The sequence below is a fragment of the Rhodohalobacter halophilus genome (assembly GCF_001715195.1).
Taxonomy (GTDB): Bacteria; Bacteroidota; Rhodothermia; order Balneolales; family Balneolaceae; genus Rhodohalobacter; species Rhodohalobacter halophilus.
The window spans coordinates 1-848 of record NZ_MDWE01000040.1 but is presented as its reverse complement, the minus strand read 5'-3'; the positions used below and the strand labels follow the sequence as shown (position 1 = coordinate 848).

Below are 848 nucleotides of genomic sequence, written 5' to 3'. Positions count from 1 at the left end.
TTTCCAAAACCTGTCGGGTCTTTGAGTGAGGGCTGGCATGTGAAAAACCCGACAGGTCTGGGAGACCTGTCGGGTTTAGGGGGCTTCAAATATTCGGTTGTACTGTTCCACGCGAATTTCATCATGAACTTTGAAGAATTGTTGTCTGCTGCCAAACCAATCAAACACGGTCTCTCTGTCAATATTTGACGGCTTTTCATTCAAATACGCACGATATGAACTGAAGGGCCACTGTGCCGGATATTCAACAAAACCATGCTTAACAGGATTTAAGTGGATGTACGCTAACAACGTACCAAAATAGTGGTCTGTGTCAATTGGTACACGCTTAAACGGACGAACAAAGAGAGTCCCTTTCCGATCATACATCTTATTAAATGCTTTTGCATAACTGTTAAACAGGTTGCCGAATCTTCTTGAATAATCGATAGAAGAGGTTAAGTCATTCGAATGATTACCTGTATTGAGTTTAATCATAATGTGCAAATGGTTGGGCAACAGAGAGTATGCATACGTAATACCGATTGGTTGGATATAGTATTTGTATCGGTTAAGGAAATAGAAATAATTTTCATTTCTTCGAAATAGGTTTTCACTATTTACAGCGTGTGCCCAAATATGATAGACTTTCCCGGGTACTAACTTACATTCAAATTTTGACAAAACGACTTTAGTTTAGTTCAGCAGTGTTATTGTAAGACGAGTATTTTTGATAATCCTTACAAACTAAATCATCATATCAGACCCGACAGGTTTCCAAAACCTGTCGGGTCTTTGAGTGAGGGCTGGCATGTGTAAAACCCGACAGGTCTTCGAGACCTGTCGGGTTTGGATAGACTTCAAACTTT

The 848-nt window shown here is 40.0% G+C and carries 1 protein-coding gene; it reads right to left on the bottom strand.

What is annotated here, in order from left to right:
* Window positions 1-75: 75 nt before the first annotated feature.
* The gene (locus tag BG260_RS10890; RefSeq protein WP_083750271.1) at window positions 76-477 is read right to left on the bottom strand and encodes a hypothetical protein; all 402 of its coding nucleotides are present in this window, start codon (window positions 475-477) and stop codon (window positions 76-78) included.
* Window positions 478-848: the final 371 nt, after the last annotated feature.